The 25,327-nt window shown below is 72.1% G+C and carries 22 protein-coding genes; 13 read left to right on the top strand and 9 right to left on the bottom strand.

What is annotated here, in order from left to right:
• Window positions 1-213 precede the first annotated feature (213 nt).
• From urtA to urtE, 5 genes are all read left to right on the top strand, one after another.
• Window positions 214-1,458, top strand: coding sequence for an urea ABC transporter substrate-binding protein (urtA, locus tag D3218_RS05125; protein WP_119538935.1), 1,245 nt, complete (start codon window positions 214-216; stop codon window positions 1,456-1,458).
• Window positions 1,459-1,615: 157 nt separating this feature from the next.
• Window positions 1,616-3,277 (top strand): urea ABC transporter permease subunit UrtB, encoded by a 1,662-nt coding sequence (urtB, locus tag D3218_RS05120; protein WP_119538813.1) that lies wholly within the window; start codon window positions 1,616-1,618, stop codon window positions 3,275-3,277.
• On the top strand, window positions 3,274-4,434 hold the full coding sequence (gene urtC, locus D3218_RS05115; protein WP_119538812.1) for an urea ABC transporter permease subunit UrtC: 1,161 nt from the start codon (window positions 3,274-3,276) through the stop codon (window positions 4,432-4,434). Before urtB ends, urtC begins: the two co-directional genes overlap by 4 nt.
• A gap of 107 nt (window positions 4,435-4,541) precedes the next feature.
• Window positions 4,542-5,324, top strand: a complete 783-nt coding sequence (gene urtD, locus D3218_RS05110) for an urea ABC transporter ATP-binding protein UrtD (protein WP_119538934.1) — start codon at window positions 4,542-4,544, stop codon at window positions 5,322-5,324.
• A gap of 330 nt (window positions 5,325-5,654) precedes the next feature.
• Window positions 5,655-6,350, top strand: coding sequence for an urea ABC transporter ATP-binding subunit UrtE (gene urtE / locus D3218_RS05105; protein WP_119538811.1), 696 nt, complete (start codon window positions 5,655-5,657; stop codon window positions 6,348-6,350).
• A gap of 19 nt (window positions 6,351-6,369) precedes the next feature.
• Here the strand turns inward: urtE and D3218_RS05100 are convergent, their stop codons facing one another.
• The 6 genes from D3218_RS05100 to D3218_RS05075 form a co-directional block, all read right to left on the bottom strand.
• A complete protein-coding gene (locus tag D3218_RS05100) occupies window positions 6,370-7,752 on the bottom strand; it encodes an aspartate aminotransferase family protein (protein ID WP_119538810.1) in 1,383 nt (460 codons plus the stop codon).
• A 92-nt stretch (window positions 7,753-7,844) separates the two neighbouring features.
• On the bottom strand, window positions 7,845-8,627 hold the full coding sequence (locus D3218_RS05095) for an ABC transporter permease (protein ID WP_119538809.1): 783 nt from the start codon (window positions 8,625-8,627) through the stop codon (window positions 7,845-7,847).
• A gap of 1 nt (window position 8,628) precedes the next feature.
• Window positions 8,629-9,807 (bottom strand): ABC transporter permease, encoded by a 1,179-nt coding sequence (locus tag D3218_RS05090; RefSeq protein WP_119538808.1) that lies wholly within the window; start codon window positions 9,805-9,807, stop codon window positions 8,629-8,631.
• The gene (locus D3218_RS05085; RefSeq protein ID WP_119538807.1) at window positions 9,804-10,862 is read right to left on the bottom strand and encodes an ABC transporter ATP-binding protein; all 1,059 of its coding nucleotides are present in this window, start codon (window positions 10,860-10,862) and stop codon (window positions 9,804-9,806) included. Before D3218_RS05085 ends, D3218_RS05090 begins: the two co-directional genes overlap by 4 nt.
• A gap of 85 nt (window positions 10,863-10,947) precedes the next feature.
• Complete coding sequence (locus D3218_RS05080; protein WP_119538806.1) at window positions 10,948-11,997, bottom strand: ABC transporter substrate-binding protein; 1,050 nt, start codon at window positions 11,995-11,997, stop codon at window positions 10,948-10,950.
• A gap of 101 nt (window positions 11,998-12,098) precedes the next feature.
• On the bottom strand, window positions 12,099-12,647 hold the full coding sequence (locus D3218_RS05075; protein ID WP_119538805.1) for a cupin domain-containing protein: 549 nt from the start codon (window positions 12,645-12,647) through the stop codon (window positions 12,099-12,101).
• Between the two features lie 129 nt (window positions 12,648-12,776).
• Between D3218_RS05075 and hisD the strand changes: the two genes are divergently transcribed.
• Window positions 12,777-14,069, top strand: coding sequence for a histidinol dehydrogenase (gene hisD / locus D3218_RS05070; RefSeq protein ID WP_119538804.1), 1,293 nt, complete (start codon window positions 12,777-12,779; stop codon window positions 14,067-14,069).
• Between the two features lie 16 nt (window positions 14,070-14,085).
• Here hisD and D3218_RS05065 read toward each other — a convergent pair whose 3' ends face one another.
• Window positions 14,086-15,420: an aspartate aminotransferase family protein gene (locus D3218_RS05065; RefSeq protein ID WP_119538803.1), complete on the bottom strand. Its 1,335-nt coding sequence runs from the start codon at window positions 15,418-15,420 to the stop codon at window positions 14,086-14,088.
• A 290-nt stretch (window positions 15,421-15,710) separates the two neighbouring features.
• Here D3218_RS05065 and D3218_RS05060 point away from each other — a divergent pair, with 290 nt between their 5' ends.
• Window positions 15,711-16,769, top strand: coding sequence for a phosphotransferase (locus D3218_RS05060; RefSeq protein ID WP_168990414.1), 1,059 nt, complete (start codon window positions 15,711-15,713; stop codon window positions 16,767-16,769).
• A 21-nt stretch (window positions 16,770-16,790) separates the two neighbouring features.
• Here D3218_RS05060 and D3218_RS05055 read toward each other — a convergent pair whose 3' ends face one another.
• Both D3218_RS05055 and D3218_RS05050 read right to left on the bottom strand, forming a co-directional pair.
• A complete protein-coding gene (locus tag D3218_RS05055; RefSeq protein ID WP_119538801.1) occupies window positions 16,791-17,927 on the bottom strand; it encodes a CaiB/BaiF CoA transferase family protein in 1,137 nt (378 codons plus the stop codon).
• A complete protein-coding gene (locus D3218_RS05050; protein ID WP_119538933.1) occupies window positions 17,927-19,150 on the bottom strand; it encodes an acyl-CoA dehydrogenase in 1,224 nt (407 codons plus the stop codon). The genes D3218_RS05055 and D3218_RS05050 overlap by 1 nt, the downstream gene beginning before the upstream one ends.
• A 397-nt stretch (window positions 19,151-19,547) precedes the next feature.
• Between D3218_RS05050 and D3218_RS05045 the strand changes: the two genes are divergently transcribed.
• The 6 genes from D3218_RS05045 to D3218_RS05020 are packed head-to-tail and all read left to right on the top strand — an operon-like array spanning window position 19,548 to window position 25,317.
• Window positions 19,548-19,826, top strand: a complete 279-nt coding sequence (locus tag D3218_RS05045) for an STAS domain-containing protein (protein WP_119538800.1) — start codon at window positions 19,548-19,550, stop codon at window positions 19,824-19,826.
• A 27-nt stretch (window positions 19,827-19,853) separates the two neighbouring features.
• The gene (locus D3218_RS05040; RefSeq protein WP_119538799.1) at window positions 19,854-20,222 is read left to right on the top strand and encodes a response regulator; all 369 of its coding nucleotides are present in this window, start codon (window positions 19,854-19,856) and stop codon (window positions 20,220-20,222) included.
• Between the two features lie 5 nt (window positions 20,223-20,227).
• A complete protein-coding gene (locus tag D3218_RS05035) occupies window positions 20,228-22,204 on the top strand; it encodes a chemotaxis protein CheA (protein WP_119538798.1) in 1,977 nt (658 codons plus the stop codon).
• A 14-nt stretch (window positions 22,205-22,218) separates the two neighbouring features.
• Window positions 22,219-22,710 carry a chemotaxis protein CheW gene (locus D3218_RS05030; RefSeq protein WP_119538797.1) on the top strand — a complete coding sequence of 164 codons (492 nt, stop codon included), beginning with the start codon at window positions 22,219-22,221 and terminating at the stop codon, window positions 22,708-22,710.
• Between the two features lie 46 nt (window positions 22,711-22,756).
• A complete protein-coding gene (locus tag D3218_RS05025; protein WP_119538796.1) occupies window positions 22,757-24,802 on the top strand; it encodes a HAMP domain-containing methyl-accepting chemotaxis protein in 2,046 nt (681 codons plus the stop codon).
• Complete coding sequence (locus D3218_RS05020; RefSeq protein WP_119538795.1) at window positions 24,799-25,317, top strand: chemotaxis protein CheW; 519 nt, start codon at window positions 24,799-24,801, stop codon at window positions 25,315-25,317. Before D3218_RS05025 ends, D3218_RS05020 begins: the two co-directional genes overlap by 4 nt.
• Window positions 25,318-25,327: the final 10 nt, after the last annotated feature.

The following is a 25,327-nucleotide window of genomic DNA, read 5'->3' as shown; positions in this document are numbered from 1 at the left end:
CCCGGTTCCGGCGTGGGTTGCAGATGCGCCGATCCTATGCGCGCCCGGCGCGCGTCCGTCTACGTCATTTGACGTATACCGCCCGCCCGCCGTCCGTCCGATGGTCCCCGGCGGGCGGCGGGGGTGCCGCGATCAATCCGAGGGGACGATCCCATGCGAGTTTCCACCAGGGCCGGCTGGCTCATCGGCGCCTACGCCGCCACCACGATCGCCATGGGCGTCTCGGCCATGGCCGCCGAGGACACGATCAAGGTCGGCATCCTCCATTCGCTGTCGGGCACGATGGCGATCTCGGAGACGACCCTGAAGGACGCCATGCTGATGCTCATCGACGAGCAGAACAAGAAGGGCGGGCTCCTGGGCAAGCAGCTGGAGGCCGTGGTGGTCGATCCCGCCTCCGACTGGCCGCTCTTCGCCGAGCGCGCGCGCGGCCTGATCGCGCAGGACAAGGTGGCGGCCGTGTTCGGCTGCTGGACCTCGGTGTCGCGCAAGTCGGTGCTGCCGGTGTTCAAGGAGCTGAACTCGATCCTGTTCTACCCGGTCCAGTACGAGGGCGAGGAATCGGAGCGCAACGTCTTCTACACGGGCGCCGCGCCCAACCAGCAGGCGATCCCGGCCGTGGACTACCTGATGGAGGAGGGCGTCGAGCGCTGGGTGCTGGAAGGCACCGACTACGTCTATCCGCGCACCACCAACAAGATCCTGGAAGCCTACCTCAAGTCCAAGGGCGTCGCGGCCGAGGACATCAAGGTGAACTACACCCCGTTCGGCTTCTCCGACTGGCAGACCGAGGTCTCCGCGATCAAGGACTTCGGCGGCGCCGGCAAGAAGACGGCGGTGGTCTCGACCGTCAACGGCGACGCCAACGTGCCCTTCTACAAGGAGCTCGCCAACCAGGGCGTCTCGGCCTCCGAGCTTCCCGTGGTCGCCTTCTCGGTGGGCGAGGAGGAACTCGCCGGCATCGACACCAAGCCCCTCGTCGGCCACCTCGCCGCCTGGAACTACTTCCAGTCGGTCGACACGCCCGAGAACGAGGAGTTCATCGCAAAGTGGCGCGAGTTCACCAAGGACGACAACCGCGTCACCAACGACCCGATGGAGGCGCACTACATCGGCTTCAACATGTGGGTGAAGGCCGTGGAGGCCGCCGGCACGACCGACACCGACAAGGTGATCGACGCCATGGTCGGCGTGTCCGTGCCCAACCTCACCGGCGGCTTCTCCTCCATGGGCGCCAACCACCACATCACCAAGCCCGTGCTGATCGGCGAGATCCAGGAGGACGGCCAGTTCGAGGTGGTGCACGAGACCTCCGGCCTGGTGCTGGGCGACGAGTGGTCCGACTATCTGCCGGAGTCCAAGCCCCTGATCGCCGACTGGCGGGCGCCGATGTCCTGCGGCAACTTCAACACCGAGACCGGCAAGTGCGGCGGCGCGGGAGCTGCGGCCTCCAACTGAGCGAAGGAGGCGGGGCCGTCCCGGCGGCCCTCCCCGGATGCCCCGCCCCGACGCCCCTCAAAGGCGCCCCGGCCGCATGGCGGGGCGTCCGCACGCGAGCACCCATCGCCGACCGGCGTCCCGCCCCACACGCGCCCTTCCGGTCCGGAGTGACCCCATGCCCCAACTGTTTTGCCGGCTTACCTCGTGGCGCGCAGCCCTTGCCGCCCTTGCCCTGATCCTCGCCGCGCTGGCCGCGGGCGCGCCGGCAGCGCGGGCGCAGGATACGGGGGAGGGCGCCGACCCGGCCGCCCTGATCCAGGCCTTCGGCGGCAAGCGGAGCTTCGAGGACACCGAGGCGACGATCCGCGCCCTCGCCGCCACCGGCGACCCGGCCGTGGCGCCCGCGCTGCAGGCCCTGGCGGACGGCGACCTCTACTACGAGAAGGACGGCGGGCGCGTCCTGATCGGCGAGGGGCGGGGCGCGCGGATCGCCGTTCGCGACCCGCTCACCGGCAAGTCTCTGGGCGACCGGCCCAAGGGCGCGCTCGACAAGGTGCGCGTCAAGAACTCGATCCGCACGCTGGTGGCCGAGGCCCGGGGCACGCTGACGCTGGGCTCGCCCAATCCGGCCCGGCGCCTGGCGGCCGCGACGGCGCTGTTCGAGCGGGCCGCGCCCGAGCAGATCGCCATGCTGGACGAGGCGATCGCCCGCGAGAGCGACCCGGCCGTGGACGCCGCGCTCGCGCAGGCCCGCGCCAGCGCCGTGCTGCGCTCCGACCTGCCGGCGGCCGAGAAGCTCGATGCCGTGTCCACCGTCGCCGCGCGCGGCGACCGCCCGGCGCTCAACCTCCTGAACGCCGCCGCCTCCGACGCCGACCCGGCCGTGGCCGCCGCCGCCGCGCGCGGCGCCGCCGCGGTGGAGGGCACGATCGCGCTCTGGGGGCAGGCGCAGAACGTCTGGTACGGGCTGTCGCTCGGCTCGGTCCTGCTCCTCGCCGCGATCGGCCTCGCCATCACCTTCGGCGTCATGGGCGTCATCAACATGGCCCATGGCGAGATGGTGATGCTGGGCGCCTACACGACCTTCGTGGTGCAGCAGGCGATGCGCGACCACGCCCCGCAATGGCTCGACTGGTCGCTCGCCATCGCCCTGCCGCTCGCCTTCCTGGTGTCGGGCCTCGCGGGCCTGGTGATGGAGCGCGGCATCATCCGCTTCCTCTACGGCCGCCCCCTGGAGACGCTGCTCGCCACGTTCGGCGTGTCGCTGGTGCTCCAGCAGGCGATCCGCGTCCTGTTCGGGCCGACCAACCGCGAAGTGTCGAACCCGTCCTGGATGTCCGGCTCGTTCGGCCTCGGCCAGATGGCGGTGACCTGGAACCGGCTGTGGATCATCGTGTTCGCGCTAGCCGTGTTCGCGGCGCTCCTGTTCGTGCTCAACCGCACCTCGGCCGGGCTCAAGATGCGCGCGGTGACGCAGAACCGGCGCATGGCCGCCGCGATGGGCATCCGCACGCCCATGGTGGACGCGCTGACCTTCGCGCTGGGCTCGGGCATCGCCGGCATGGCGGGCGTCGCGCTCAGCCAGGTCGACAACGTCTCGCCCGACCTCGGGCAGGGCTACATCATCGACAGCTTCATGGTCGTGGTGTTCGGCGGCGTCGGCAACCTCTGGGGCACGCTGGTCGGGGCCTTCTCGCTCGGGCTCGTCAACAAGTTCCTGGAGCCCTACGCCGGCGCGGTGCTCGGCAAGATCGTGGTGCTGGTGCTCATCATCCTGTTCATCCAGAAACGGCCGCGCGGCCTCTTCGCCCTCAAGGGAAGGTTCGTGGACGCATGATCACCGCCCGTTTCCTCGGCCCGCGCGCCGTCTGGCTGGCGCTCGGGCTGCTCGGCCTCGCCGTCCTGGTGCCGGTCCTCAACCTGGCGCTCGCCCCCTCGCATCCGCTGCACGTGCCCGATCATCTCGTGCCGCTCCTCGGCAAGTATCTCGCCTATGCGCTGCTGGCGCTCAGCCTCGACCTCGTGTGGGGCTATGTCGGCATCCTGTCGCTCGGCCACGGCGCCTTCTTCGCGCTCGGCGCCTATGCGATGGGCATGTACCTGATGCGCCAGATCGGCGCGCGGGGCGTCTACGGCAATCCGGAGCTGCCGGACTTCATGGTGTTCCTGAACTACCGGGAGCTGCCGTGGTTCTGGCACGGGTTCGACCAGTTCTGGTTCGCCGCGCTGATGGTGGTGCTGGTGCCCGGCCTTCTCGCCTTCCTGTTCGGCTACTTCGCCTTCCGCTCGCGCGTCACCGGCGTGTATCTGTCGATCATCACGCAGGCGCTGACCTATGCGCTGCTCCTGGCCTTCTTCCGCAACGACATGGGGTTCGGCGGCAACAACGGCCTGACCGACTTCAAGGAGATCCTGGGCTTCCCGATCCAGGCCGCCTCGACGCGCGCCGGCCTCTTCGCCGCCACCGCGCTGGCGCTCGCCGGCGGGGTGCTGGTGGCGGCCGCCGTGACGCGCTCCAGGCTCGGCGCGCTGATGGTGGCGGTGCGCGACGCGGAAGGGCGCACGCGCTTCCTCGGCTGGCGGGCCGAGCACGTGAAGCTCTTCGCCTTCACCCTGTCGGCTATGATGGCGGGGGTCGCGGGCGCGCTCTACGTGCCGCAGGTCGGCATCGTGAACCCCGGCGAGTTCGCGCCGCTGAACTCGATCGAGGTCGTGGTCTGGACGGCGGTGGGCGGGCGCGCGACCATCCTCGGGCCGGTGCTGGGCGCCGTCCTCGTCAACGGCGGCAAGAGCTACTTCACCGCGGCCGCGCCCGACGCCTGGCTCTTCATCCTCGGCGGGCTCTTCGTGTTCGTCACCCTGTTCCTGCCGCGCGGCATCGTCGGCACGTTCGACCACGGCTGGCGGGCGCTCGGCGAGCGCCGGCGCGCGGCCCGGGTGGAGAAGGGCGTGGCGGCGGGCCCGGCGGACGCCGCCGCCAACCCCGCGGAGTGAGGCCCATGACCATCGACACCGCCATCGCGTCCACCCCGATGCCCTCCACCCCGATCCCGGACGCCGCCGCCGCCCTCCGCGTCTCGCCCCATCCCTTCGCCACGCGGATGGCCGAGCGGCGCGAGGCCGAGGCGCGGCTGCGCCCGCCGCGCGGCGAGACGCTGCTCTACCTCAACGGCGTCACCAAGGCCTTCGACGGGTTCAAGGCGATCAACGACCTGTCGCTGGTGGTGGCGCGGGGCGAGATGCGCGCCATCATCGGGCCCAACGGCGCGGGCAAGACCACGATGATGGACATCATCACCGGCAAGACACGGCCCGACGCGGGCGAGGTCTTCTTCGCCGGCGACACCGACCTCACCCGCCACGACGAGGCCGAGATCGCCTCGCTCGGCATCGGGCGCAAGTTCCAGAAGCCGACCGTCTTCGAGGGCCACACGGTGGAGGAAAACCTGCGCCTCGCCCTGTCGGGCAGCCGTTCGATCTTCGCGGCCCTCCTGCACCGGCGCGGGGCGGCCGAGGACGCGCGCATCGACGCGATCCTCCGGACCGTGCGTCTCGCCGACCGGCGCGGCGCCTCCGCCGCCGACCTCAGCCACGGCCAGAAGCAGTGGCTGGAGATCGGCATGCTGCTCGCCCAGGACCCGGAGCTTCTCCTGGTGGACGAGCCCGTGGCCGGCATGACCGACGCCGAGACCGAGGAGACGGCGCGGCTCCTGCGCGACATCGCGCGCACCCGCTCGGTGGTGGTGGTGGAGCACGACATGCATTTCGTGCGCATGCTGGGGGTCAAGGTGACCTGCCTGCACGAGGGGCACGTCCTCGCCGAGGGGCCGCTCGACATGGTGTCGGCCGACCCGCGCGTGATCGAAGTCTATCTGGGGCGCTAATCGCGCCGCTAGTTATGAGATTTTTACGCAGTAATTACCTGAAGAAGAGTAGCCCGGCGGGCAGGATCCGTTCTTAGGAATTACATCTTTTGGATCCGACTTGTTGGCAACGCAGTAATTCCCTGCAGATGACCATCCAGGAGGGCACGACCCAATTTTCTCGATAGCTGGTTTCGCAGACGATCCAGGGACGCAATAGTTTCCACTGGATGTGTAGCCAGGCGGGCAAGAACCTTTTTTCGGTATCGTGCCAGGTTTCATGATGACATCTCCCAGAATCTAACCAAGGTGTCGAATGTTTCATCATTACACAAGGATGTCGAGAGCAACATGCTGACCGTGTCCGACGTCGATCTCTTCTACGGTGCCGCGCAGGCGCTGCGCGGCGTGTCGCTGGAGGCGAAGGCCGGCGAGATCACCTGCGTGCTCGGGCGCAACGGGGTGGGCAAGACCAGCCTCCTGCGCGCCGTGGTCGGCCAGCAGCCGATCCGCCGCGGCACGATCTCGCTGGGCGGCGAGGACCTCGGGTCGTCCGCCCCCTACACGCGTGCGCGGGCCGGCATCGGCTTCGTGCCGCAGGGGCGCGAGGTGTTCCCGCTCCTGACGGTCCGGGAGAACCTGCAGACGGGCTTCGCGCCGGTGAAGCGGGCCGAGCGCACCATCCCCGAGCACGTGTTCGAGCTGTTTCCGGTGCTCCGGTCCATGCTCGGGCGGCGCGGCGGCGACCTGTCGGGCGGCCAGCAGCAGCAGCTCGCCATCGGCCGGGCCCTCGTGACCCGCCCGCGGCTCCTGGTGCTGGACGAGCCGACCGAGGGCATCCAGCCCTCGATCATCAAGGACATCGGCCGGGCGATCCGCTACCTCAAGGACGAGGCTGGCATCGCCGTGCTCCTGGTGGAGCAGTATCTCGACTTCTGCCGCGAGCTGGCCGACCGGGTCTATATCCTGGACCGCGGCCGGATCGTGTTCTCGGGCGTCGGCGCCGATCTCGACGACCCGCAGGTCCGCCGCCACCTCATGGTGTGAGGCGGCGGCCTCGGCGCCGTCAGATCAGCCCATCGGCCTTCGCCGCGTCGGTGAGGCGCTCCAGCGTTCGTCCCATGCGCGTCATGATCTCGGCGACGTCGTCGTCCGTCACGATCATCGGCGGGCAGAGCGCGAGCTGGTCGCCGATGGCGCGGAAGATCAGCCCCTCGTCGTGGCCGATCGCCGACGCGAGACGCCCCATCGCGCCGGGCGTCTCGAACGGGCGCTTCGTGGCCTTGTCGGCCACGAGCTCCAGCGCCCCGATCAGCCCGTCGCCGCGCGCCTCGCCCACCAGCGGATGGTCGGCGAAGGCGCGCAGGCCCGCTTGGAACGGCGCCTCCAGCCGCGCCGCGTTGCCGGTCCAGTCCTCCTCGCGCATGATCGCGAGGTTCTCCAGCGCCACCGCCGTCGCGACCGGGTGGCCGGAGGCGGTGAAGCCGTGGCCGAACACGCCGACCCGGGCCGAGTTGTCGGCGATCGGCCCGTAGACATGGTCCGAGATCATCACCGCCGCCAGCGGCATGTAGGAGGAGGTGATCTGCTTCGACAGCGTCATGATGTCGGGCGTGAAGCCGTACTTCTGGCACCCGAACGGCGTGCCGAGCCGCCCGAAGCCGCAGATCACCTCGTCGGCGACGAGGAGGATGTCGTTGGCGCGGCAGATGCGCTCGACCCCTTCCCAGTAGCCGGCGGGCGGCGGCATCACACCGCCGGCGGCCATCAGCGGCTCGCCGATGAAGGCGGCGATCGTGTCGGCGCCCTCTTCGGCGATCACCGCCTCGAGCTCGGCCAGGAGGCGCCGGGTGAAGGCCGCCTCGTCCTCGCCCGCCGCGCCGAAGCGGTAGAAGTGCGGACAGGTGAGATGGCGCACGGGGATCGCCGGAAGGTCGAAGTCGCGGTGGTTGACCGGCAGGCCGGTGAGCGAGCCGGAGGCGACCGTGATGCCGTGATAGGCCTTGTTGCGGGCGAGGAACGTCTTCTTGGCGGGCCGGCCCAGCGCGTTGTTGCGGTACCAGACCATCTTGACGATCGTGTCGTTGGCCTCCGAACCCGAAGAGGTGAAGAAGGCGCGCGTCAGCGGCTCGGGCGTGATCTCGGCCAGCGTCTCGGCCAGGCGGATCGAGGGCTCGTTCGCCTTGGAGGTGAACGTGTGGTAGTAGGGCAGCTTCAGCATCTGCGCGTAGGCCGCCTCCGCCAGCCGCTTCTGCGAGAAGCCGGCGCCCACCGACCAGAGCCCGGCCAGCCCCTCGATATACTCCTTGCCGCGGTCGTCCCATACGCGGATGCCCTCGCCGCGCGCGATCACCAGCGGGCCGTTCTCCTCGTGCGCCCGAAGGTTCGTGTTCGGGTGCAGCGTGTGCGCCATGTCGGCCGCGGCCAGCGAGTTGGAGAGTGCGTCCATGATGGGTTCCGTTCTGGTGATCCGGGCGTTCGCGCGAGCGACCGACCCGGATGGTTTCACGTGTGACACGAGCGCCGGCCTCGAGCGCGGCGTCAAGCCGCGCCGGCCCGCCGGCGCCGGTTCATGAGGGCCGCCAGCGCGGCGAGCATCAGCGTGCCGAGGATCAGCACGAAGGCGGCGGCCGCGATCGCCGGCGAGATGTTCTCGCGGATCGAGGAGAACATCTGGCGCGCCAGGGTGCGCTGGTTGGGCCCGGCGACGAACAGGGTGAGCACGACCTCGTCCAGGGAGGTCGCGAAGGCGAACACCGCGCCGGTGACGACGCCGGGCAGGGCGAGCGGCAGGGTGACGCGCCGGAACACGGTGGCGGGCGAGGCGCCGAGGCTCGCCGCCGCCCGCTCGACGCGCCGGTCGATGCCCTGGAGCGCGGTGGACACGCTGATCACCACGAAGGGCACGCACAGGACCGTGTGCGACAGGATCACCCCTCCATAGGTGCTGGTGAGGCCGAGCCCGCCGAGCGAGATCTGGAGCCCGACGCCCAGCACCACCGCCGGCACCACCATGGGCAGGAGGAAGAAGGTCCGCAGGACGCTCGGAAACGGCAGGAGCCCGTTGCGAAGGCCGAGCGCCGCCAAGGTGCCGAGCACCACCGAGAGCACCGTGGCGCCGCCGCCGATCACCAGGCTGTTGAGGATCGACAGGCGCCAGGCGTCGGCCCGCGCCAGCTCGTCGAACCAGCGCAGCGAGACGGCAGGGATCGGGTAGTTCAGGAAGATGCCGTCGGTGAAGGCGAGCGGCAGGATCGCCACCAGCGGCGCCAGCAGGAACAGGACGGCGAGCGTTCCGAACAGCCCTTGCGCGGTCTTGAGCATGTCAGGTCCCCAGCGGCGTGCCGGTGCGCGACAGCCGGCCGTACAGGAGGTAGAGGATCGTGGTCGCTGCGAGCAGGATCAGCCCCAGCGCCCCCGCCATGCCCCAGTTCGCCGTCTGGAGCGCGTAGAAGGCGATCACCGAGGAGATCATCTGGTCGTTGGGGCCGCCCACAAGGGCCGGCGTGATGTAGTAGCCGATCGCCACCATGAACACGAGCAGGGAGCCCGACAGGATGCCGGGCATGGCGAGCGGCAGGAGGATGCGTCGGAACGCGGCGAGCGGCGGTGCGCCCATGGAGGCGGCGGCCGGCATCAGCGTCTTCGGGATGGCGTTCACCACCGAGTAGATCGGCAGCACCATGAAGGGCAGGAGCACGTGCGTCATGGCGATCACCACGCCGGCGCGGTTGAAGATCAGCGGCAGCGGCCCGTCGGTCAGCCCGATCGCCTGCAGCGCGCCGTTGATGACCCCCTGGTCCTGCAGGAGGATGAACCAGGCGGCGGTGCGCACCAGGAGCGAGGTCCAGAGCGGCAGCAGCACCGCCAGCATCAGCGCATGGCGCCGCCAGCCCGTGGTGGATGCCATCAGCACGGCGTAGGGCAGGCCGATGGCGAGGCAGCACAGGGTGATCACGGCGGCGATCAGGAAGGTGCGCCCGATGATGAGCCGGTTGGCCGAGGCGCCCGCCGGCAGGCTCGCGATGGCTCCGTCCTCGTCGCGCGTGAGGTCCACCGAGGCGAGGAGGTTGCGATCCGTATAGGCGGAAGCCGCGGCCTGGATCGCGCCCCAGAAGGCCGGGTCGGCCCAGCGCCGGTCGAGGGCCGCGAGGTCGACCGGCTGGCCCTCCTCGGCGCCGCGCGCCGCGCGCTGCGTCTTGGGGATCAGGGTCCGGAAGCCGGACACGTCGCTGTTGAGCCGGCGCACGGCCGCGCCGAGCCCGATGGCGTCGGCCGCGCGCAGGTCCGCCACCAGCGCGGCCTGCGTCCCGGCGTCCGGCAGGCCCTCGCCGTCCCACGCGGCGATCGCGGCGGCGGTGCGGGGCAGCGCGGCGCCGACGGCCGGGTCGCGCACCGCCACCGATACCATGGTCCAGAGCGGCCACAGGAAGAACACGGCGAGGAACAAGAAGAGCGGCGCGACCAGCACGGCGCTGCGCCCCGTGGAGCCGGCGCGGCTCATGCCGGAAACACCGCGACGTCCGCCGGATCCACCGCCACGTGGACCGGGCCGCCCAAGGCGGGCGGCGCCTGGCGTCGCTCGGCGCGCGCGATCAGCGACAGGTCCCCGCGCGACAGGTGCAGCCGGAGATGGTCGCCCTGGTAGACCACGTCATCCACACGCGCCTCGATGGCGCCGGGGCGGGGCGCCGCGTGAAGATGCAGGCGCTCGGGGCGGACGGAGGCGGTGACGGCGCTGCCCGGCCGGAACGCCCGGCCGGGCCCCGCGCGCAGCTCGGCGCCGCCGGCCAGAGCGAGGACCGCGCCGTCCGCGTCGGCGGCCGCGACGGTCGCCCGAAGGAGGTTGGTCTCGCCGATGAACTGGGCCACGAAGGCGTTCTCGGGATGGTCGTAGACCTCGGTCGCCGTGCCCACCTGCGAGATCCGGCCCCGGTCGAAGATGGCGATGCGGTTCGACATGGTGAGCGCCTCGCCCTGGTCGTGGGTGACGAAGACCACGGTGAGGCCGAGGCGGCGGTGCAGCTCGCGGATCTCGAGCTGCATCTCCTCGCGCAACTGCTTGTCCAAGGCGCCGAGCGGCTCGTCCATCAGCACGACCTTGGGCTCGAACACCAGGGCGCGGGTCAGCGCCACGCGCTGCTGCTGGCCACCCGAGAGCTGGTCGGGCCGCCGGTCGCCCAGATGGCCGAGGCGCACCCGCTCCAGCGCCCGGCCGACGCGCGTGCCGACCTCGGCCTTGGCGAGCCCGCGCATCTGGAGCGGGAAGGCGACGTTCTCGGCGATCGTCATGTGCGGGAACAGGGCGTAGTTCTGGAACACGACGCCGATGCCGCGCCGGTGGGGCGGCAGGTCCTGGATGCGCTCCCCGTCCATCAGGATCGTGCCCGACGTGGCGTCCTCGAACCCCGCCAGCATCATCAGGATCGTGGTCTTGCCCGAGCCCGAGGGGCCGAGCAGCGACAGGAACTCCCCCTTCTCGACGTCGAGGTCGAGGTTCTCGACCACCCGGGTCTGGCCGAAGGACTTCGACACGTCCTGGAAACGGATGAAGGTCATCGGGCCTCTTGCGAACCGTCGCTCGGGCCGGCGGGGCGCCGGATCGGGACGGGGCCGGCGGCGGGCGCCGGCCCCGGGGCGGCGACTACTGCGCCACCCAGGCGTTGAAGCGCGTGTTCAGCGCCTCGATGTTGTCGACCCAGAAGTCGGTGTCGAGCGGGATGGCGACGTCGAGGTTGGCCGGGGCGGTCGGCAGCTCGGCGGCCACCGCGGGCGACAGCATGGCGCCGGCCTCCTTCTCGGGCAGGCCGTAGGCGATGTAGTCGGGCAGCTTGGACTGGTTGGCCGGCTCGCTGGCGAAGGCGACGAAGTCGAACGCGGCCTCCTTGTTGGGCGAGCCCTTGAGCACGACCCAGGAATCCACCGCGTAGATCGAGCCCGGCCAGACGATCTGGAAGTTCTTGCCCTCCGACTTGTTGATGCCGGCGAGGCGCCCGTTGTAGGCCGACGTCATCACCACCTCGCCGGAGGCGAGGAGCTGGATCGGCTGGGCGCCGGCCTCCCACCAGACGAGGTCGCCCTTGATCGTGTCGAGCTTGCGGAAGGCGCGGTCGACGCCCTCGGGCGTCGCGAGCACGTCGTAGACCTCCTTCGGATCCACGCCGTCCGCGATCAGGGCGAATTCCAGCGCGTATTTCGGGCCCTTGCGCAGCGCGCGCTTGCCGGGAAACTTGGCGGTGTCGAAGAAGTCGGCCCAGCTCCGGGGCGCCTCCTTCAGCTTGTCGGCGTCGTAGCCGAGGCCGGTGGTCCAGACGATGGCGCCGACGCCGCACTCGCTGACCGCCGAGGGGATGAACTTGTCCTCGCCGCCCATCTTCGACCAGTCCACCGGCTCGTAGATGCCGTCGGCGCAGCCGAGCGCCAGTTCCTCGGCCTCGACCTGGACCACGTCCCAGTTGGGGGTGCCGGCCTGCATCTTGGCCGACAGGACGCCGTAGCCGCCGTCCCAGGATTCTTCGAGCACCGGCTTGCCGGTCTTGGCGGCGAAGGGCTTGAAGTAGATCTCGCGCTGGGCGTCCTGGTAGTTGCCGCCCCAGGAGACCACGGTGAGGTCGCGCGCGGCGGCAGGCGCGGCGGCCGCGAGGCCGGCGACGGCGAGGCCGGCGAGGATGCTGCGAAGTCCGTTGCGTGGCATGAGCGTGTCTCCCCCGGGAGTTGAACCGTTCGAAACTGAAGCACGAAAGGGCGCGGGCGCAAAACGCTTCGCGGCGGCGCTCGGAATAGTTTCCGGCCGCGTCAGTAGGTCGGCGGCGTGATGGCGCTCACCAGCTCGGCCGGCTCCGGGCCCGGATTGCGGAAGCGGTGCGGCGTCTCGCTGTCGAAATAGTAGGCGTCGCCGGCCCGCAGGAGCCGCGTCTCGTCGCCGACGCTGACCTCCACCGCGCCGGTCGTCACGATGCCCGCCTCCTGCGCCTTGTGCGAGAAGGCCTCGCCCGTGTCGGCGCCGGGCTGGTAGGTCTCGCGCAGCATCAGGAGCTTGCGGCTCGGATGGTTGATGCCGACCATGCGGTAGGAAACCCCGTCGGCGCGGCCGATCTCGACCAGGTCCTCAGCCCGGTAGAAGGGCGAATGGGGCAGTGCCGGCCCGATCTCGGAGAAGAAGCCGGTGAGGGTCGAGCCCATGGCCTCCAGGATCGCGCCCAGCGTGTCGACCGAGGGGCTGATGCGGTCGCGCTCCAGGAGCGAGATGGTGGAATGGGCGATGCCGGAGCGCGCGGCGAGGTCGCGCGTGGAGAGCTGGCGGCGGCGGCGCAACTCGCGGATGGCGGCTCCGATGGCGGGCATGGGGGCTCCTGGCGTCCGGCGCCCCGGCGGCGCGGTCCGCTCATCATACTGAACGCGCCGGCGCGCGCCATTGCCCGCGTGTGACGCTTCTGCGAGCGTCCTGCGCGCAAACGGAGCAGGACGCGCCCCATGGTTTCCGACATCGACGCCCTTCGTCGCCGCCTCGACGTGGTGAAGGCCCCCGGGGACGGGGCCGCGACGCAGGCGGGCGTCGCCGACGCGGTGGCGGGGATCCTCCGAGCCGTTCGCGAGGAGGGCGACGCGGCGGTGCGGCGCTTCTCGGCCGCGTTCGACAAGGTGGAGCCGGCGGCGCTCGAGGTCGGCGCGGCGGAGCGCGAGGCGGCGGTGGCCGCGCTGGACCCCCGGACGCGCGCCGACACCGAATTCGCGATCGCCAACGTGCGCGCGTTCGCCGAGGCGCAGCTCGCCACCGTGCTGCCGCTGGAGATCGAGCTGCGGCCGGGCCTCCATCTCGGCCATCGGGTGATTCCCGTGGCCCGGGTCGGCGCCTATGTGCCGGGCGGGCGCTACCCGCTGCTCTCGGCGCCGGTGATGACCATCGTGCCGGCCAAGGTCGCCGGCTGCCCGGAGGTGATCGCCTGCCTGCCGCCCACCGCCGCCGAGGCGATGGTGGCCGGCTGCCATCTGGCGGGCGCCGACCGCATCTTCCGCGTCGGCGGGGCGCAGGCGATCGCGGCCATGGCCTACGGCACCGCGACGATCCCGGCGGTGCACAAGATCGTCGGCCCCGGCAACGCCTTCGTGAACGAGGCCAAGCGCCAGGTCTTCGGGCCGGTCGGCATCGACCAGCTCGCCGGCCCGTCGGAGATCTACACGCTCGCCGACGAGACCGGCAACGCGGAGGTGATCGCGACCGACCTCCTGGCGCAGGCCGAGCACGACGTGCACACGCGCGTCGGCCTCCTCACCACGCACCGGCCGCTCGCCGAGGCGGTGGTCGCCGAGGTGGAACGCCAGCTCGCGACCCTGTCCACCGCCGCCGTCGCGCGCGCCGCCTGGGAGGCGCAGGGCGAGGTCGCGGTCTGCGTCTCCCAGGAGGACATGATCGCCTATTCCGACTGGATCGCCGCCGAGCACCTCCAGGTCCACACGCGCGACCCGCATGCCATGGCGGCCCGGCTGTCCGGCTACGGCTCGCTGTTCATCGGGCCCAAGGCCAGCGTCGTGTATTCCGACAAGTGCTGCGGCACCAACCACACGCTGCCCACCATGGGCGCCGGCCGCTACACGGGCGGGCTCTGGGTCGGCTCGTACCTGCGGATCGCCACGCACCAGTGGCTGACGGACGAGGGGGTCGCCGCCGTGGCCCCGCCCGCCGTGCGCCAGAGCGCCAGCGAGGGGCTGGAGGGCCACCGCCGCGCCGCCGCGCTACGGCTGGAACGTCCCGACCTCTTCGGCTGACAGGCGCCGGCCCGGCTCAGGCGGTGGCCTGGAGGGCCTCGGCCAGCACGCCGGCGAGGAGCTCGGCGTCGGCGCGCGAGAACACCAGGGGCGGGCGGATCTTCAGGCTGTTGTGATGGCGGCCGGAGATCGAGATCAGGACGCCGCGCTCGCGCATGGCGTTGACGACGCGCGCGGCCCGCGCGGCGTCGGGCGCCCCGTCGGCCCGGTCCGCGACGAACTCCACGGCGACGAAGAGGCCCGCGCCGCGCACCTCGCCCACCGCCTCGTGCGGCGCGCAGACGGCGGCCACGCGCTCCAGGAGATGACGCCCCGTCCGCAACGCGTTGGCCTGGAGCGCCTCGGCCTCGATCGCCTCCAGCACCGCCAGCGCCGCCGCGCAGGAGACGGCGTTGCCGCCGAACGTGTTGAAGTAGCGGGCCTCCCGGCCGAACCGCTCCACCACGTCCGGGCGCATCACCACGGCCGAGATCGGCTGGCCGTTGCCCATCGGCTTGCCCAGCGTCACCATGTCGGGCACGACCCCGTGGCGCTGGAAGCCCCACATCGCCTCGCCCGTGCGCCCGAAACCGGGCTGCACCTCGTCGGCGACGAACAGGCCGCCGGCCGCGCGGATCGCCTCCGCCGCGCCCCGGAGGAAGCCCGCCGGACCCGGCAGGATCCCGTCGCTGGTGAACATCGTGTCGACCACGAGCGCCGCCGGCGCGATGCCGTGGCGCCGGAGGTCGGCGATCGCCGCCTCCACGTCGGCCCGGAACGCGGCGCCGACCTCGCCGGGCGCGGCGCGCGTGCGGTCGGGCGCGGGCACGGTTCGCACGTGGGGGCCGAGCGGCACGGCGGCCCCGAGCGAGGGTGAGAAGGCGGCCACCGCCTCGGTGATGCCGTGATAGGCGTGCTCGGTGACCACGACGCCGGTGCCCCCGGTATGGGCCTTGGCGATGCGCAGCGCCAGGTCGTTGGCCTCGCTGCCGGTGCAGGCGAACATGACCTGCGACAGGGGCGCGGGAAACCGCGCGACGAGCCGCTCGGCGCAATCGAGGATCGTGGTGTGGAGGTAGCGCGTGTTGGTGGCCAGCACGCCCGCCTGCGCGCGGATCGCCTCCACCACGCGCGGATGGCAATGCCCCAGCGAGGCGACGTTGTTGTAGGCGTCCAGGAAGGCGCGGCCCGTCTCGTCGTAGAGCCACACGCCCTCGCCGCGCACCAGGTGCAGCGGCGTCTCGTACATCAGGCGGTAGGCGGGCCCGAGCACGCGGGCGCGGCGTGCCACCAGCGCCTCGTTCTCCGGCGACAGGTGGCCGCGGCCCGGCAAGAAGGCGTTCGCCATGGAACGGTCGGGGATGGCGCTCATGCGGGCTCCGGGGCGGGAAGGGCGAGGGCGGGAAGGGCGTGGGCGGGGCCCGGGAACGCGGAGTGGAGGGCCGGCGGCGGCACCATACCGCGCGCCGGCCCGCACCGGAAGCGCGGCGGGCCGAGGCCGGGGCCCGAGACGGGGGCCGCGACCGGGCGCCGGACGCCGGACGCCGGACGCGGGCGCGGCTTGCCGCCCCGCCGCCCATGGCCTATCGCATGGGGGCACGATCGGGCCGCCACGGGGGCCCGCGCGCCCGTCATGCCCCACCCTCGCGCGAAAGGCCGGTCATGCCGCCGTCCGACACCGCCGGGCCGCGCTCGGCCTTCACCACGCGCCCGCCGGGCTTCGCCCCGGCCGAGATCGAGGCGCTGGTGCGCGAGCGGTACGCGATCGCGGCCAGGGCGACGATGCTGGCCAGCGAGCGCGACCTCACCGTGCGGATGGACGCGGCGGACGGCGGGCGCTTCGTGCTGAAGATCGCCAACGCGGCCGAGGATCCGGCCGTCACCCTGTTCCAGAGCCGGGCGCTGGAGCATCTCGAACGCGCCGCGCCGGACGTGCCGGCCCCGCGGCTGGTGCGCACGCGCGCGGGCGAGACGGCGTTCCCGGCCCCGCACGGCGGCGAGCGCCACGTCGCCCGGCTCCTCACCTGGCTGCCGGGCCGGCCGCTCCTCGGCACGCCGCGCAGCCCGCGCCAGATGCGGGCGCTGGGCGCCGCGCTGGGACGCCTCACGGCCGGGCTCGCCGGTTTCTCCGACCCCGCCGCCGCGCACGAGATCGTCTGGGACATCCGCCGCGCGCCGGCGCTTCTCGCGCGCACGCGCCATGTCGGCGACCCCGCCCTGCGCGCGCGGGTGGAGGCCGTGTTCACCCGCTTCCGCGACGAGATCGCCCCGAGCGAGACCGGCCTGCGGCGGCAGGTGGTGCACAACGACTTCAACCCGTCCAACCTCCTGGTGGACGAGGCGGACATGGACCGGCTCACCGGCATCCTCGACTTCGGCGACTTGGTGGAGACCTTCGCGATCTACGATCTCGCGGTCGCCTGCGCCTACCAGGTGCCCGAGGAGGGGCACCCGTTCGGGCCTGCGGCGCAGATCGCCGCCGCCTACCACGCGGAGCATCCGATGCCGGCGCACGAGCTCGACCTCCTGCCAGACCTCGTGGCGGTGCGGCAGGCGATGACGATCACGATCGGCGAATGGCGCGCCAGCCGCTACCCGGACAACGCGGCCTACCTCCTGCGCAACCGCGCGCGGGCCGAGGAGGCCATGGTGCGCTGCGCGGCGGTGGGGCGAGCGGAGGCTTGTGCCCTCCTGCGCCGCGCCTGCGGCCTGGACGGCTGACGCGCGCGGCCGGCCGGCGCCTCACCCTTCGCCGAAGCCAGCGGTTCCGCCGTCGCCGAGGCGCGGCGAGGCGCGGGCGAGCGAGAGCTCGGCTTCGCGGAAGCGGATCGGCGTGCGAAGGCCCGGCACGCCCTCCGGGTCGATCCGCAGGCCGCGATGGACGACCTGCGGGTCGGCGAAGACGTCGTCCAGCGTGTTGATCGGCCCGGCCGGCACGCCCTCGCGCTCCAGCGCCTCGAGCAGCGCGTCGCGCGTCGTCCGGAGGAGCCGCGCCTCCAGGATCGGCACCAGCGCGGCGCGGTTCGCCACGCGCGCCTCGTTGGTGCGAAAGCGCGGATCCGCCGCAAGGTCCGCCTCGCCGAGCACGCCGGCGAACCGGGCGAACTGCCGGTCGTTGCCGCAGGCCACCACCACGTGTCCGTCGGAGACCGCGAAGGCCTGGTAGGGCACGATGTTGGGATGGGCGTTGCCGAGGCGGCGGGGCGCCGCGCCGCCGGCGAAGTGGTTCAGCGCCTGGTTGGCGAGCACGCCGGCCATGCAGTCCATCAGCGCCATGTCGATATGGTCGCCGCGCCCGGTGCGCTCGCGTCGCGCCAGCGCCGCCTGGATGGCGATCGTGCCGTAGAGGCCTGTGACGATGTCGGCGAGCGCCACGCCGATCTTCTGCGGCGCGCCCTCCGGCTCGCCCGTGAGGTGCATGATCCCGCCCATGGCCTGGATCATGAAGTCGTAGCCGGCCCTGGCGGCGTAGGGCCCGTCCTGGCCGAAGCCGGTGAGGGAGCAGTAGACGAGGCGCGGGTTCGCCGCCGACAGGCTCGCGTAGTCGAGCCCGTAGCGCGCGAGCCCGCCGACCTTGAAGTTCTCGACCAGGACGTCGGCCTCGCCCGCCAGCCGCCGCACCAGGGCGCGGCCCTCCGGCGTGGCGAAATCGGCCACCACCGACCGCTTGCCCCGGTTGCAGGCGTGGAAATAGGCGGCCGCCCGCTCGCCCCCGTGCTCCACGAAGGGCGGACCCCAGCGGCGGGTGTCGTCGCCCTCCGGCGCCTCGACCTTGATCACCTCCGCGCCGAGATCGGCCAGCGTCTGGCCGATCCAGGGCCCGGCGAGGATCCGGGCGAGCTCCAGCACCTTGAGCCCCTCCAGCGGCGCGGCGCCCATCAGAAGAAGGCCTGGAGCCCGGTCTGGGCGCGGCCGAGGATCAGGGCATGGACGTCGTGCGTGCCCTCGTAGGTGTTCACGGTCTCGAGGTTCTGCGCGTGGCGCATCACGTGGTACTCGCCCATGATGCCGTTGCCCCCGTGCATGTCCCGCGCGGCCCGGGCGATGTCGAGCGCCTTGCCGCAGTTGTTGCGCTTCACCAGGGAGATCATCTCCGGGGCCATGCGCCCCTCGTCCAGGAGGCGGCCGACGCGCAGGGCCGCCTGCAGGCCGAGCGCGATCTCGGTCTGCATGTCGGCGAGCTTGCGCTGCACGAGCTGCGTCTGGGCGAGCGGGCGGCCGAACTGGGTGCGCTCCAGCGTGTAGGCGCGGGCGCGGTGCCAGCAGTCCTCGGCGGCGCCCATGGCGCCCCAGGATATGCCGTAGCGGGCGCGGTTGAGGCAGCCGAACGGCCCCTTGAGGCCGGACACGCCCGGAAGCAGCGCGTCTTCGCCGACCTCCACCCCGTCCATCACGATCTCGCCGGTGACCGAGGCGCGCAGCGAGAGCTTGCCCTCGATCCGGGGCGCGGACAGGCCCTTCGTGCCCTTTTCGAGGACGAAGCCCCGGATCGCCCCGTCGTGTGCGTCGGACTTCGCCCAGACCACGAAGACGTCGGCGATCGGGGCGTTGGAGATCCAGGTCTTGGCGCCCGACAGGCTGTAGCCGCCGTCGATCTTGTGCGCGCGCGTGCGCATGCCGGCCGGATCGGAGCCGGCGTCGGGCTCGGTGAGGCCGAAGCAGCCGATCCACTCGCCGCTGGCCAGACGCGGCAGGTAGGCGCGGTGCTGCGCCGGCGTTCCGTAGGCGTGGATCGGGTACATCACCAGCGAGGACTGCACGCTCATCATCGAGCGGTAGCCCGAATCCACCCGCTCCACCGCCCGCGCCACGAGCCCGTAGGACACGTAGGACGCGCCTGCGCCGCCGTAGTCCTCGGGCAGCGTCACGCCCAGGAGACCCAGCGCGCCCATCTCCGCGAAGATCGACGGGTCGGTCTCCTCGCGCGCATAGGCCTCCACCACGCGCGGGCGCAGGCGCTCCTCGGCGAACTGCGTGGCCGTGGCGAAGATCAGCCGCTCGTCCTCGCTGAGCTGGTCCTCCAGCCGAAAGGGGTCGGCCCACTGGAACACCGCCCGTTCGGCGGCGGCGGTGGCGACGGCGGGCGAGGGCAGGGCGGACATGGCGGCGTCTCCGGTCGATTCGCCGCGATTGTGCGCGCGCACGCGCCGCTCGGCAAACCGGGCGCCGACGGCCCGCGCGCGCGATGCACCGGGCCGGACCGCCGGGCGGGCGAACCGACCGCCGGGGCGGTCCACCCCCATTCCGCGAACAGGGTGAGCGAAGCGTGAAGATCGCGCCGACCAGCGGGCCGCGCGAGGGCTCGGCGCAGGGGCGGCGCCAGGCCTGAAACGCCTTGCCCACCCGCGTTTCCGGAAGGGCGAAGGCGTTGGCACGAAACGGCTTTTACGCCTCTGGCGCGAGATGGCGCACGCTGCGCGAGTGGTTTCCGGAATGCTTATTTTAACGAATGGACTTTATTCATAAGCCGACTATCGAACACACCCCGGACCGACGGTGATGACGCCCTTCACGCTTGGCGAAGCCTGCACCCTGTCGCAGGCCGAAGCGATCCATGCCGCCTTAAGCGAGCACATGCTCCGCCACGCCGCGGACGGCCTTCTGATCGATGCCACCGGGGTGGCGGAGGCCGACGTCAGCCTGACCCAGCTCCTGGTCGCCGCTCGGCGCGCGGCCGCCGCGCGGGGCCTTGCCACCACCCTCCTGCCCTCGCCGGCGGTCCGCGAGCTTCTCGGGCGCGCCGGCCTGGACGGCTGGGCCGAGAGCGCGCGCGCCTGATCACATCACGAAAAAAGGTTGGACCCCATGGGCAAGCCCGTTCTCTGCGTCGACGATTCCGCCAGCGTCCGTCAGATGCTTTCCTTCACGCTGGAAACGGCCGGCTATGCGCCCACCACCGCGGAGGACGGTCTCGACGCCCTCGGCAAGCTGGCCGGCGGCCGTTTCGCGCTGGTGATCACCGATCTCAACATGCCCAACATGGACGGGATCACGATGATCGGCCGGATCCGCGCCATGCCCGAGCATGCCGGCATGCCGATCGTCATGCTCACCACCGAGTCCGACGAGGCCAAGAAGGCCGCCGGCCGGGCGGCGGGCGCGACCGGCTGGATCGTCAAGCCCTTCGACCAGACCCGGCTCCTGGCGGTGGTCAACAAGCTGATCGGGGCCTGACCGCCATGACCAGCGGCAACGCCGTCGAGATCTTCCTGAACGAGGCGCGCGACCTTCTGGAGCAGCTCGAGGTGGCGCTGCTCGACCTCGAGGCGCGCCCCGGCGACGCCGAGCTGATCAACACGACCTTTCGCGCCCTCCATACGCTGAAGGGGTCGGGCGGCATGTTCGGCCCGCCCGAGATGGCCGCCTTCGCCCACAAGCTGGAGGACGCGTTCGAGACGGTGCGCCGCGGCGAGGTGCCGCTGACGCCCGCGCTGGTGGGCGTGCTCCTGGCCGCCGCCGACCAAATCCGCCGCCTCCTGTTCGAGCCGGCACCGGGCCTGGCCGCGCGCAGCGCCGAGCTCGTGGCCGCGCTGGAGGCTGAGGTCGGCGGTCCGCGGGGCGCCGCCCCGGCCGCCGCAGGGTTCGCCGCCGCCGCGCCCGCCGGCGCCGACGCGCATCGCTTCGCCGTGACCTTGCGCCTGCCGGCCAACGCGCTGCTGTTCGGCACCAATCCGCTGGCGCTCCTGGACGAGCTGCGCGCGCTCGGCCCGGCCGAGGTGGAGGTTCTGGCCGACGCCCTTCCCGAGCTCGCGCTCCTGGCGCCCACGGCGCTTCACCTCGCCTGGCGCGTGGTGCTGACCACGGGGCGCGGCCGCGAGGCGATCGAGGACGTGTTCATCTTCGTGGACGAGCCTGGCGCCGTCGCGATCGAGGACCTCGGCCCGGCAGCCGATGCCGCGCCGGCCGCGCCCGCTCCGACCCCCGCTCCGGCCGCCACGGCGCCCGCGCAGAGCGGCGAGGCCGGGGCGAGGACGCTCGCACAGGCCTCGCCCGAGGCCAGCGTGCGCGTGTCGGCCGCGCGCCTCGACACGCTGCTCGACCAGGTCGGCGAGCTGGTGATCGCCCAGGCGCGCCTGATCGCGCTCACCCACCAGCGGCACGACCCGGCGCTCACCGCCGTGGTGGAGGAGATCGAGCGCATCTCGGCGGACCTGCGCGACTCGGCGATGGACATGCGCATGCTGCCCATCGACACGCTGTTCAGCCGCTACCGCCGCGTGGTGCGCGACCTGTCGGGCGACCTCGGCAAGGAGATCGACCTCGTCCTGTCGGGCGAGGACACCGAGCTCGACAAGACGGTGCTGGACCGGCTCGGCGACCCGCTCGTCCACATCATCCGCAACTCGATCGACCACGGCATCGAGCGGCAGGACCGGCGCCTGGCCGCCGGCAAGCCCCGGCGCGGCTCGCTCCGCCTCTCGGCCCGCCAGTCCGGCACCGAGGTGATCATCGCCGTCGAGGACGACGGCGCCGGGCTCGATCGCGGGCGCATCCTGGAGAAGGCGCGCGCCGCCGGCATCGTGGCCGAGGGTGCGACGCCGGCGGAGCGCGAGATCGACGAGCTGATCTTCCATCCCGGCCTGTCCACCGCGGCGGCTGTCTCCAACCTGTCGGGGCGCGGCGTCGGCATGGACGTCGTGCGGCGCACGATCGGCGAGCTGCACGGCTCGATCGAGATCGCCACCGAGCCCGGCCGGGGCACGCGCTTCACCCTGCGCCTGCCGCTGACCTTGGCCATCATCGACGGGCTGCTGGTCAGCGTCGGCGGCACGAAGTGCATCCTGCCGCTCGCCAACGTGGAGGAATGCGTCGAGCTGTCCTCGATCGAAGGCCGCACCTCCTCGGGCCGCAACTTCGTCGACATCCGCCACACGATGGTGCCGATCCTGCGCCTGGACGACGTGTTCGGCGGGACCGGCCGCGAGGACGGCATCGTGGTGGTCGCCGACACCGACACCGGACGGGTCGGCATGGTGGTGGACCAGGTGGTGGGCCAGCACCAGACCGTGATCAAGCCGCTCTCGCCCCTGCATCGGCACACGCCGGGCCTGGCGGGCGCGACCATCCTCGGCGACGGCTCGGTGGCGCTCATCCTGGACGTCAACTCGCTGGTCCGCCAGGCCGGCGCCCCGCGCGCCGAACGCCTCGCCGCCTGAGCCGGAGCCCCGCCATGAGCCACGCCATTCCCGCCGCGGGCGCGCCCGGCGCCCCGCCCGAGGACTTCCTCACCGTTTCCCTGGGCGAGGACCTCTTCGCCCTGCGGGTGGAGGCCGTCCACGAGGTACTCGACCCTCCGGCCGTCACGCGGGTGCCGAACGCGCCCGACTTCGCCCCCGGCCTCGTCAACGTGCGCGGCAACATCATGCCCCTGGTCGACCTGCGGTGCCGGCTGGACATGCCGCCCGTCGCCGACACGGCGAGCTCGCGCGTCGTGGTGTCTCGCGTGGAGGTCGGCGGCGAGGGGTTCCTGGTCGCCATCAAGGCCGACGCCGTCCACGAGGTCGTCGCGCTGGACCGCGGCGCGGTGGAGCCGGTGCCGGAGAACGGCACACGCTGGCCGCTGCGGTTCCTGTCGGGCGTCGCCCGGCACGCGGGGCGCATCGTGGTGCTCGTCGATCTCGCGGTCGTGCTCGGCGCGGACGCCTCGCCCGCCCACGCCTGACATCCTCCCTCTCCCCATCGGCCCCTGGAACCGGACCTTCCGCAAGATGCGCGTCACCATCAAGACCAAACTCGTCGGCTCCTTCGGCGCCGTCCTCGCCCTTCTGGGTGCCGCGGGCTACTTCGGCGTCTCCAGCCTCGGGGAAAGCAACCGGAGCCTGCTCGACTTCGCCGAGCGCCCCTTCGCCCAGGTGCGGCTGGCGCAGGAGGTCGACAACGAGGTCCGCGACGTTCGGCGCATCCTGAACCGGTCGCTGGTGGCCACCGAACCCGCCGAGATCGAGGCGCTGAAGGCCGGCTACGAGGCGTCCTGGAACAAGGTCCAGGCCAATCTGCAGACGCTCGACGCCAGCATCGCGGAATCGCGCAAGGGCGAGCTGGCCGAGTTCGCCGCAGCGCTGTCGGTCTTCCACAAGGTCACGGACGACGCCTTCGACGCGGTGCTGGGCGTCGACCCCTACGCGGGCGGAACGTCGCTCGCCGAGACGGAGCCGCTTGTGGAGGCGATGCGCGCCGAGATCGACCGGTTCGCCCGCGCCGACCGCTCCGCCGCCGCGGCCGCCGTCGCCGAGCAGCTCGGCACGATCGTCACCCGGTCCCAGCTCGCCATGATCTCCACGATCGACTATGCCGACGACGCCAAGTCCGCAGCGGCGATGCGCGAGCTGGACGACGCGGATCGCAACCTCGCCGAGGTCCTGTCGACGGTTCCCGGCACCGACGCGCTCGGCACGGCCGCGGCCGCCCAGATCCGGGACCGCTGGCAGGCGCTGCACGACCGGCAGCTCGAACTGGCCAAGTGTGGCCTGAACAGCCCGTTCAAGGCGGGCGCCGCGGTGTTCGGCAGCACGGTCGCGCCCGAGTCGGCGAAGGCGGCCGCCGCGATCAAGACCTTCGTCGCCCGCACCCAGGAGACGGCCAACGGCATCATCGCCCAGACGCAGGACAACTACGCCGCGATCCGCAACATGATGATCGCCATCGTGCTGGGGGCGATCGCGATCGGCGCGGCGGCGGCCGCCTGGATGGCCATCTCGATCTCGCGCGGCCTGCAGCGTTCGGTGAAGCTGGCCGAGGACATCGGCGCGGGCGACCTGACGCAGGTGGTGGACGCGCGCGGGCAGGACGAGATCGGCGACCTCCTGCGCGCCATGAACGCGATGACCGAGAACCTGCGCTCCATCGTGTCCGATGTCACCGGCTCGGCCAGCCAGGTGGCCGCCGGGTCCCAGCAGTCGTCCGCCACCGCCGAGCAGCTCAGCCAGGGCTCCAGCGAGCAGGCCGCGGCGACGGAGCAGGCGTCGTCCGCGATGGAGGAGATGGCGGCCAACATCCGACAGAACTCGGAGAACGCCTCGACCACGGAGAAGATCGCCGCGCAGGCGTCGAGCAGCGCGGAGCGCAGCGGCGAGGCGGTGGCCAACTCGGTGGCGGCGATGCGCACCATCGCCGACAAGATCCGCATCGTGCAGGAGATCGCGCGGCAGACCGACCTCCTGGCGCTGAACGCGGCGATCGAGGCGGCGCGGGCGGGCCAGCACGGCAAGGGCTTCGCGGTGGTGGCCTCGGAGGTGCGCAAGCTGGCGGAGCGCTCGCAGATCGCGGCCTCCGAGATCGGGTCGCTGTCGGGCTCGACGCTGAAGGTCGCCGAGGAGGCGGGCGGGATGCTGCAGCAGCTCGTGCCCGACATCCAGCGCACCGCGGAACTGGTCGCCGAGATCTCGGCCGCCTGCCGCGAGCAGAACGCCGGCGCCCAGCAGATCAACGAGGCGATCCAGCAGCTCGACCAGGTCACCCAGCAGAACGCCTCGGCCGCCAACGAGATGTCGGCCACCGCCGAGCAACTGTCCGCCGAGGCCGGCCGCCTCAACGACCGCGCCGCCTTCTTCCGCCTCGACGAGGGCTCCAGGGCGGCGAGGCCCGTGGCGGCCGCCGGGCGCGACGTGCGCGCGCTCCAGGCCACGGTGGACCGCTTCGCCGCGGGCGCCGTGTCCAGGCCCAAGGCCGCTCCCCGGCCCGCGACCCGGGGCGGCTTCGATCTCGACCTCGGGGGCGAGGCGAAGGACGCCGAGTTCGAGAGGATGAGCGCATGAGCTTCGCCACGGGTCTGTCCGACGATCCATCCAGCCCCGACGGGGCCGAGGAGGAGCCCGCGCGCGAGATCCTGACCTTCCGGCTGGGCAGCGGGACGTTCGGCATCCGCGTCGCCCATGTGCGCGAGGTCCTGGACTACAAGCCGATCGCGCCCATCCCCAACGCTCCGCCGCTGCTTCTGGGCATGATCGACGTCCGCGGCGGCGGCGTGCCGGTGGTGGACCTCCAGGCCAAGCTGCGCATGCGCGGCGCGCTGGACGGGGAGCCCACGGGCGACAGCCGCATCGTGGTCCTGGACTTCGAGGCGGGCGGCGTGCGTCGCACGGTGGCGGTGATCGCCGACACCGTGCACGAGGTGACCGAGTTCGCCGATGGCGAGGTCGAGCCGGCCCCCGAGTTCGGCGAGACCTGGGACTCGTCCTTCATGACCGGCATCGGCCGGCGCGGCGAGACGTTCCTGACCCTCCTCGACATCCCGACGCTGTTCGAGACCGAACGCCTCGCGTTCGCCTGATCGGGAGCCC

It is taken from the genome of Aureimonas flava (assembly GCF_003583935.1).
Taxonomy (GTDB): Bacteria; Pseudomonadota; Alphaproteobacteria; order Rhizobiales; family Rhizobiaceae; genus Aureimonas; species Aureimonas flava.
This window is presented reverse-complemented; position numbering and strand designations above follow the sequence as displayed.